8 protein-coding genes and 1 pseudogene are annotated in these 9580 nt (G+C 46.9%); all 9 read left to right on the forward strand.

Annotated elements, in window-relative coordinates:
• Positions 1–159, forward strand: a pseudogene (locus H6S82_RS33340) (glycosyltransferase family 2 protein); the annotation flags it as partial.
• Between the two features lie 228 nt (positions 160–387).
• Positions 388–1089, forward strand: coding sequence for a DUF502 domain-containing protein (locus H6S82_RS08495; protein ID WP_190465034.1), 702 nt, complete (start codon positions 388–390; stop codon positions 1087–1089).
• A 194-nt stretch (positions 1090–1283) separates the two neighbouring features.
• Positions 1284–1922, forward strand: coding sequence for a transcription antitermination factor NusB (gene nusB, locus H6S82_RS08500; protein ID WP_190465033.1), 639 nt, complete (start codon positions 1284–1286; stop codon positions 1920–1922).
• Positions 1923–1993: 71 nt separating this feature from the next.
• Positions 1994–3673: a signal recognition particle-docking protein FtsY gene (gene ftsY / locus H6S82_RS08505; protein WP_190465032.1), complete on the forward strand. Its 1680-nt coding sequence runs from the start codon at positions 1994–1996 to the stop codon at positions 3671–3673.
• Between the two features lie 719 nt (positions 3674–4392).
• Complete coding sequence (locus tag H6S82_RS08510; protein ID WP_190465031.1) at positions 4393–5910, forward strand: GAF domain-containing SpoIIE family protein phosphatase; 1518 nt, start codon at positions 4393–4395, stop codon at positions 5908–5910.
• A gap of 89 nt (positions 5911–5999) precedes the next feature.
• Entirely contained in the window at positions 6000–6242 is a 243-nt protein-coding gene (locus H6S82_RS08515; protein WP_190465090.1) for a hypothetical protein, read from the forward strand.
• Between the two features lie 113 nt (positions 6243–6355).
• The gene (gene argH / locus H6S82_RS08520; protein WP_190465030.1) at positions 6356–7771 is read left to right on the forward strand and encodes an argininosuccinate lyase; all 1416 of its coding nucleotides are present in this window, start codon (positions 6356–6358) and stop codon (positions 7769–7771) included.
• 186 nt (positions 7772–7957) lie between these two features.
• A complete protein-coding gene (locus H6S82_RS08525) occupies positions 7958–8413 on the forward strand; it encodes an NUDIX hydrolase (RefSeq protein ID WP_190465029.1) in 456 nt (151 codons plus the stop codon).
• Between the two features lie 202 nt (positions 8414–8615).
• The gene (locus H6S82_RS08530; RefSeq protein WP_190465028.1) at positions 8616–9434 is read left to right on the forward strand and encodes an alpha/beta hydrolase; all 819 of its coding nucleotides are present in this window, start codon (positions 8616–8618) and stop codon (positions 9432–9434) included.
• Positions 9435–9580: the final 146 nt, after the last annotated feature.

Below are 9580 nucleotides of genomic sequence, written 5' to 3' on the forward strand. Positions count from 1 at the left end.
TTTGCTTGGTGTACTCTGCAAGCTTTCTACGAATACCTGATTTTGCTCAAAGTCTGGGAGATGAAACATATGCCTGCTGTCTATGCAGACCCAGTAGGAACACTTTCTAGCGATCGCGAAGAAAACGTCGATTCTGCCAAAATTAGTCCTTCTATTTAGGCAAAAAAGTATGCAGAAAAATGTTAATTCTGATACCATCATCTCCAGCCCCTTTAAGCTGTAAGTTGCGTTTTTATCGCATAGCACTCCTATACGGTAAGATAACCCCCAGCGCAGGCCCACTCGGCCTAACGCGGAATATATCGTACTGTAAGGTAGGGTAAGGGAGAAGGGTCGCTTTATGGGCTCTATAATTTTCCCAGCTGGTTAAAAGAGAGTGGGCTATCTGTGATCGAACGCTTAAAGCAGGACTTAAAAAATGACCTGATCGCAGGTCTTTTGGTAGTAATTCCCCTAGCTACCACAATTTGGCTGACGATTACAGTTGCGAGTTGGGTAGTCAATTTTCTCACCCGCATTCCCAAGCAACTCAATCCTTTTGACGATCTCCATCCCATTTTGGTCAACTTGTTCAATCTAGCTGTGGGACTGATGGTACCCTTTTTATCTATTCTGCTGATTGGCTTGATGGCCCGCAATATTGTCGGACGATGGTTGCTGGATGTGGGTGAGAGACTTCTGCAAGCAATTCCGTTAGCCGGATCGGTTTACAAAACGCTCAAACAACTTCTGGAAACTCTCCTGAAGGATTCTAACGGGAAGTTTCGCCGAGTAATTTTGGTAGAATACCCACGCCGGGGTATATGGGCTCTCGCCTTTGTCACTGGAACCCTAAACAGCGATATGCAGGCTCACCTATCCAGAACGACGATGTTGAGCATTTTTATACCTACAACCCCCAATCCGACTACGGGTTGGTATGCGATCGTTTCAGAAGATGAAGTCATAGACCTAGCCATATCTGTGGAAGATGCCTTCAAAGTTGTTGTCTCTGGTGGTATTGTAAGCCCCAGCCCCTTAACTCCTATGTCATCTCTATCCGCCTTGAAAGAACGGAAGCTGGAACAGCCTATCCTGGAGGAAAGATGAAGCGATCGCAGCATAATGTCAAAGTTTAAGAGTCCAGTTTGGTAAACAGTCATCGTTCATTGGCGATCGCACGAGCGAGAGTGGGAAGGTTTGAGAGTTGCAACTTTTAAAGGTTCCAACTCTCCAGCCATATCTAAATGTTTTTCTGCCATTACATAACCTGTTACCGATTACACACAGTTACCAATTACCCCATGCAATCCCGTCGAATTGCTCGCGAACTGGCGCTTCTGAGCCTATCCCAGATCCCGACAAATCCAGAAAAATTGTCGGAACAGCAGATCGCAGATTTGATAGTTGCGGCTATCCGCACTTTGAGTGCAGAAGTTAAAGATGCTTTGGAAACTGCATCTGCGGAAATCCAACGCTCTAGCGATCGCCTTTTGGGTAGCGAAACTCGCGCCATCGATATCCAAAGCGCCAGAGCTATGCTAAGAGAAGCGATAGAACTTACTCAAACCGCAATCAACCGTGTCGGTGGGGCAGTGGAGTTACCAGAATTTGTCCAGCTATCCAATCAAAAAGATGTGCGCGACTACGCCAAGCAAATTATCGGTACAGTTAACGCCGAAAGAGAACGGGTTGACGAAATACTCACACAAGCACTCGCGGAACTGCGTCCCGGTCAAGAGAGAACTTGGCAACTAAGTCGTCTCGCTAAAATCGATCGCGATATCCTGCGAATTGCAGTCAGCGAAATCAAATATTTAGGGATTCCCGAACCGGTGGCAATTAATGAGGCAGTGGAGCTTGCCAAACGCTACAGTGGTGAAGAAGGACATCGTTTTATTAATGGCGTTTTGCGTCGAGTGAGCGATAAAGTCAAAACATAATGTCCCTAAATTAGAAACTCTAGATAAAAAGCAGCCGTTCCGCAGTTCTGCCAAATATTGAAGTAGGTGCTATGGTTTTTAATTGGTTCCGTCGCCAGCATAACGAGTCTCAAGAACAAGCTCAGGATAAATCGGCTTCACCGACACAGGTTGAACCTCAAACAGAATCACCTGTATCTGAGAGCGGAGAAGTTTCATCTCAGGAGCAAGTTGCTGACGACTATCTAGCTTGGGCAAAAGCTGCTTACAAGAATATCCAAGCCAAGCAACGACCGCAAACAACGACAACTCCCTCAGAAACGGAATCACCTACCCAAGCCGAAGCAGAACCTCAGCTGGTAACAGAAGCGGTAGCACCTTCATCTGAGTCGCAGGCAATACCGATACAAACAGAAACTCCGCAGACAGAAAGTGATGCAGAAGTTGCTGTAGAAGCTGCCGAACAAGCATTGGAGGAGCTTGAAACAGCAGTAGCAGCAGAATCGGCCATTCCCGAAATTGTCGCTGCCGAAGTAGAAAAAGTAACTTCGATAGCAGAAAATGTTCCAGATTTGTCGGTGACAGCTGAAACTGCCGAGAATCGGGAAGGTGTCGCTCAGGAAGCAGTACCTTTCTGGGCGCGGGACGATCGGCAAGCGCGGCTACAACGACTGATGGAAACAGCTATTCAAGAGCCAGAACCGGAAGTCCGCCCAGTTAGTGCGACAACTGAGCCTGCTGCGATCGCAGAATTTGCGGATGTCGTTTTCGATGATGGTTTCCTGTGGTCGGCAGAAGTATTGGCAGCCCAAGGGCGTCGCCCGGAAGATGTTTCTATTGAAGAAATCACCTGGCTCAAAAAGCTGCGCCAAGGCTTAGACAAAACTAGACGCAATCTCATCAATCAGCTGAAAGCGATCGTCGGTCAAGGGCCGCTCAATCAAGATGCGGTGATGGAAATTGAGGCGTTGCTGCTACAAGCTGATGTGGGAGTAGAGGCGACAGATTATATCATAAAAGCGCTGCAAAGTAAACTCCGAGAACAAGCTCTGCCACCGGAACAGGCGATTTCCTACCTCAAAAAAATCCTGCGGGATATGCTGGAGCAACCGTTTGTCGAATCTTACAAACGCACCTTTGCACCGGAAAAAGACACATTCAATATCTGGGTAATGACAGGGGTAAATGGAGCCGGAAAAACGACAACTATTGGCAAAATTGCTCATCTAGCAGTAAAATCCGGCTACAAATGCTTGATTGCGGCAGCAGATACGTTTCGAGCCGCAGCAGTGGAACAGGTAAAAATTTGGGGTCAGCGCAGCGGCGTTGAAGCGATCGCCAATCCAGGCGAAAATACAGACCCGGCTGCTGTAGTGTTTGATGCGATCGCCGCAGCCAAAGCGCGAGGGTCGGAACTGTTAATTGTGGATACTGCTGGACGTCTTCAGAACAAGAAAAACTTGATGGACGAACTGAGCAAGATTCGTCGCATCATTGACAAAAAAGCCCCCGATGCTAAGGTTGAAGCTCTTTTGGTTCTAGATGCCACTCTGGGGCAAAACGGTCTGCGTCAAGCCCAAGTCTTCTCTGAAGCGGTAAAATTAAGCGGTGTCGTCCTAACTAAACTTGATGGAACTGCCAAGGGTGGCATTGCCCTAGCAGTCGTGCAGCAATTAGGTTTGCCTATCCGCTTTATTGGTGCTGGAGAAGGGATCGAAGACTTACGCCCCTTCTCCAGCTACGAGTTTGTGGAAGCTTTGCTAAGTGGCTAATAGCACAAAGAGCGTCGGCACTCGGTTATAATCAGAAACCTCGGTGCTTTATTTGTTGATATCTTTTATAGCAACCGAATCGGCGGTTAAGGCATTCTGATTCCACCAAACCCTTGATTATAAAGACTTTTTCCCCGACGCCCGACGCCCGACGCCCTAGCTATATTACCGTCCAAAAAAGTTTTTTGTTAAGAATAGTAAATTAAAATACTTAATTAATCTAAAGACTATTGGCAGTAGAGCCGATTGACGATATCATTTCTGCTCTAATACCTGTAGAGGCAACCAAAGACATTTGACACAAAAGCCTAAGAGCAAAAGCGCAAGGCTTGCTTTGCGTGCGGTTTTTAGCATTAGCTAGGTGTTGGGTTCGACCACGATCGAACGATCGGTCATGGGACAGTGGTAAAAATCTAGTTTTTCCTCCAAAAGGTAGAACTAATTTTCTCCCATACAGTCAGCGACTGGTAGAGATCGATACTGTTAGGGTTGAGGAATTAGCTAGAATTTATTCCACAAGTAGGCAACATTTTTCTGCCCAGCCTCAGCTAGAATGTTGACCGCTACAACTTTTTTCTGTCTTACAGGGATAAGCTATTGCTGCTCTTGCTTTCAGAGCTTTTGGCATTTCGATCGCATAATTCTGCTAGGCTAACTAACGCCTATTATTTAAATCCTATTAATTCTATGCTTGTTAATTACTCTTAACCGCCAAACCAATGACTGCTGTGCCCCTGCCAAAACCATCTTCTCAATCACCCGACGACCATAGCGACGCCTCTAGTGAAGTCACGCCAGTCTTTGCCCTCAAAGAACTGGTGGCGCGTTTGCACCGGGAACAACATAAAATCCAAGATTTGTTAAGTTCGTTAGGGTTTGCTCTGCGAAGTTTTAACAATTTGAATCAATTTTTGGAGTTGATTCCGCTGATGGCAACGCGAGTGACGGACGCTGATGGTAGCGCTCTGGTGCTGGTGAAACCAAACGGTCAGGTGCGGTTAGAACAGCTACATTGTCAGGATAGTCTTCAGGGTGCGGAAATCCGGAAGGCGATCGAGGCAGCAACTAATAAGCTCAGAAATGCACAGCCCAAAACTTCCCAATCATCATCCGCGCTGGCGCAGATTGACTTTAGCGACGCATCCGGTCACGAGAGAGGACTGACGCTTCTGGACGAACACGTTACCCGCTATTTGGGGCCAGATATACATTTGTTTGGTACGGCAATTTTAGTCAAGCAAGCTGAAAGGGGGCGTCTGTACGTTTTCAGTCGCGATCCCGAATATACTTGGACGGAAACCCGACAAAAGTTAGTTCGTTTAGTAGCAGATCAAACAGCAGTGGCGATCGCTAACGATGAACTGACGGTAGAATTACGCAAGAAAGAACGGCTCGATCGAGAACTGGAAATAGGTGCCGAGATCCAACAAAGATTGCTTCCCCGTCAATGTCCGACAATTCCAGGGATTGAATTAGCAGCTCGCTGTCAACCTGCCAACCGGGTCGGCGGAGACTACTACGATTTTATCGCTACTGAAACCAGCACCAATAATCACGAACAGTCTGTTTTGAGTTCGGAATTCAAACCTGACCCTTTAATTTCAAACTCACAACTCACAACTCACTATTCTCAAAAGGGACGTTTGGGTATAGTCATAGGGGATGTTATGGGCAAAGGAGTCCCGGCAGGTTTGTTGATGACCATGACGCGGGGAATGCTAAGGGCAGAAGTGCTGAACGGTCACTCGCCATCTCGCATTTTGCAACATCTCAACCAGGTTATGTATGCCGATCTAGAAAATTCCCATCGGTTCGTGACCCTATTTTATTCAGAGTACAATCTGCAAAGTCGTATCCTGTCTTACAGCAATGCCGCTCACAATCCGCCATTGTTGTGGCAGGCATCCACCCGATCGGTCATGCGTTTGGATACTTTGGGTATGCTAATCGGTTTGGATAGCAATTCCCAGTACGAGGAGGCTCAGGTGCAGTTGGCTCCGGGCGATACGCTAATCTATTACACTGATGGTTTTACAGAAGCGGCTAACCCCAGCGGAGACCGATTTGATGAGGAAAACCTCATCCTTGCTTTTGAGCGAGCCTGTCAGCATTGCCAAGGTTCTCAAGCAATTCTGGATTACCTTTTCGATCGAGTGCAACAATTTATTGGCCCCGGAAATCGTAATGGGGATGATATGACTCTGGTGGTAATGCAGATTGCACATAATCATATTTAGGTATATTTGTGTTTGTGCCATAATCTCTGACTTAGAAACTTGGCTAAAGCTAACCATCTATAATCAATTTGCAAGAGGAGACAAAGGCTATGGTTGTTAACGCCATCCAAATAATGACAGGTTCCTGGGCTACGCTGGTTCATTCAAGCGATTCTCTAGCAGTTTTATTCTCTAAGCTACCTATGTGGTCATTTGTGCTAGCTCAACAAGTTAGCGATCCAAACCTTATAGGACAGGCACAAAAAGCTTGGAGCTATTTTATTCAATCAGGTCAAATTTGGGCGTTGATCGTAGGAGCGATCGTAGGCTACTTTATCCGAGGTATGGTATAGATTCTTGTATCGATTAGCTGTAGCTATAGTTAAAGCCAAAAGTAAAAATTTTTGGTCTCGATTCCCTTTGATTTTTAAATTTTTAAGCCGACTGCTGTCAAAAAGAGGATAACTTGGATACCGAACTAACTCAACAACCAACTGGCGGTACTGCATCCAAAACTTGGAGTCAGAGATTTGAATCCGCACTGCATCCGGCGATCGCACGCTTTAATGCCAGTATACTTTTTGACATTGAACTGATTGAGTACGATATCACCGGGTCGCAAGCTCATGCCAAAATGCTGGCGCACACAGGCATTATTTCACCAGCAGAAGGAGAGCAGTTAATTACAGGGTTGGAGCAAATTCGCCAAGAATACCGCCAAGGGCAATTTCATCCCGGCATAGACGCTGAGGATGTCCATTTTGCGGTCGAGCGTCGCCTGACGGAAATTGTCGGCGATGTGGGTAAAAAGTTACACACAGCAAGATCGCGTAACGACCAGGTGGGTACGGACACGCGCCTTTATCTGCGCGATCGCATCGACCAAATTCGCAGCCAATTGCGGGAATTTCAGGGTGTTCTGCTCAACCTCGCCGAGCGCAATGTCGAAACTTTGATACCGGGCTACACCCACCTGCAACGGGCACAGCCGGTGAGTTTGGCTCATCATCTGTTAGCTTATTTTGAAATGCTAGAGCGGGATTGGCAGCGATTGGGAGAAATACAAAAGCGCACGAATATTTCCCCTCTGGGTAGTGGCGCACTAGCGGGTACTACCTTCCCGATCGACCGACATTTTACCGCTAAAGAGTTGCATTTTGACGACGTTTATGGTAATAGCTTGGACGGGGTGAGCGATCGCGACTTTGCGATCGAGTTCCTCTGTGCTGCCAGCTTAATTATGGTTCACCTCAGCCGTATGAGCGAGGAAATCATTCTTTGGGCATCTCAGGAATTCAGTTTTGTAAAGCTCAAAGATAGCTGCGCTACCGGTTCGAGCATCATGCCCCAAAAGAAAAATCCCGACGTGCCAGAACTGGTGCGGGGAAAAACCGGGCGCGTTTTCGGCCACTTGCAAGCGCTGCTAGTGCTGATGAAAGGTCTGCCTCTGGCTTATAACAAAGACTTGCAAGAAGATAAAGAAGCCCTCTTCGACAGCGTGAAGACAGTTATAGCTTGTTTGGAAGCGATGACAATCCTGATGCGGGAAGGACTGGAATTTAATCAAAATCGTCTTGGCGAAGCAGTTGCAGAAGATTTTTCTAACGCCACAGATGTGGCTGATTACCTGGCAGCACGGGGCGTCCCTTTCCGAGAAGCATACAATTTGGTGGGTAAAGTTGTAAAAACGTCCCTTGCTGCTGGTAAACTCCTAAAAGATCTCAGCATGGCAGAGTGGAAAGAGCTGCACCCAGCTTTTGAAGCTGATATTTACGATGCGATCGCTCCACAGCGAGTCGTAGCCGCTCGTAACAGTTATGGTGGCACAGGTTTTGACCAAGTGAGGCAGGCAATTCAAAGAGCCAAATCTCGCATAGCTTAACCTAAGACGTTATAACTTTCTCCTCGCTTGCTGTGACAGCCTACTCTTAAAGTAAAAAGTCAGAAGCTAAAATAAGTCTTCTTTTAACTTTTGACTTTTTCAGTAGTGGCAGGTTAAAGTTAGTTCCTGTTTTCCCCCTCTTTCCCTCTTCCTCTAGCCCCTATTCCCTAACCCCTAGCCCCTTTTATGCTTCGCTCTTGGCAGTTTGTTCAAACTGTACTCGGTATTTTATTTCGCCATCCCGTCACAGGCACGACAATTATCCCTGTTTTGCCAGATGGAAAAATTGTGCTGATTCGCCGTCGCGATACCGGGCAGTGGGGCTTACCGGGTGGGATAGTTAACTGGGGGGAAGATGTTCCCACTACAGTAGAACGGGAATTGGAAGAGGAAACAGGACTGAAACTGGTGAAGATTTGTCGATTGGTAGGCGTTTATTCAGCACCCGATCGCGATCCTAGAGTTCATTCAATTTCGATAGTGGTGGAAGTAGAAGCGCAGGGAACGATGCAAGCTCAGGATACGCTAGAAGTCAGTGAAGTTCGGGCTTTCGATCTTTCATCGTTGCCGAAAGGTCAGCTCAGTCACGATCACGATCGCCAGTTGCAAGACTATCTCGATGGCTCGATCACCCTCGCTTGATCTGGTATGAGCCCCGATCGTTTTGAAGATAGAATAGCGAAATTAAGCTCTTTTGCCAACAATCCCCCATCCCCCTCAGTTTGAGCTATTTTCAGAGCGATCGGCCATTGAAAACAAACTCAAACCTTAAGATTCTATAAAGGCGATCTTAGCCCTAAAATAAGCAAGGCAAATACCAATTTCTAACCCGGTCGCGATCGGCATGAATCCACTTTTACGGAATTCCCGGCTGAAGCTGTCTCAAGGGATAATTTTTTGGCGAGAAGTTGGGAAAGGGCCAACTTTGGTGTTTTTACACGGTTCTTGGAGTGATGGTGATGAGTGGCTACCCTTAATGGAGCGTTTGGGCGGGGAATACCATTGCTTAGCACCAGATTTACTGGGTTTTGGCGAATCAGAGCAACCCGATGTCCACTACTCGATCGCATTACAGGTGGAGTATTTGGCTGAGTACTTAGACGCTTTGAACTTACGACAAGTTTATTTAGTCGGTCACTCCCTTGGCGGTTGGATTGCGGCCAGCTATGCTTTGAAATATCCAGACCGAGTTACCGGAATGGTACTGTTAGCACCAGAGGGAGTAAAACCAGAAGGTGCGAGCAGAAACTGGTGGTGGGCGCGGGCATTGATAGAACGGCCTAAATTAGCAGATTGGCTGTTGAGATCGCTCCAAAAGCTCCTCAAACTAAAAGTAATCGGTCGCCTGGGAAAAATTCGCCTTTTCCTGAAGCAGCTGCAACAAATGCTGGAAACACCCGCTGCTTGTCAGCTACTATTCCAACGTCGTCGTGCAGAAATTCAAGCCGAATTATTACAAGACCAATTGCCCGATCTCAAAATCCCTGTTTCGATCTTAGAAAACGAACAAGATACTCCTACTGCCAAAGCGCTTTGTCAAATTTACGCTGAACTGATTCCAAAAGCTCAGCTCAAAACTCTCTCTTCTCTTGAAGATGATGTACCCGAAAAATTACCCGACCAAGTGGCTGAGCAAATTCGTAAGTTAGTCCTCAGTCATTAGTCTTGGTCAATTATGGCGATGAATGGATTAATTCATCGCTTTCCCAGTCTCTATTTCCCACAGTTGACCGAAAAGCGAGACGCAAGCCCCTGGCTTTAGACATGGGGATAAGTCGATAAGCGACTTTAGTCGCCGTCTCGATTTCC

This window comes from Planktothrix sp. FACHB-1355, assembly GCF_014748295.1.
GTDB lineage: Bacteria > Cyanobacteriota > Cyanobacteriia > Cyanobacteriales > Aerosakkonemataceae > Aerosakkonema > Aerosakkonema funiforme_A.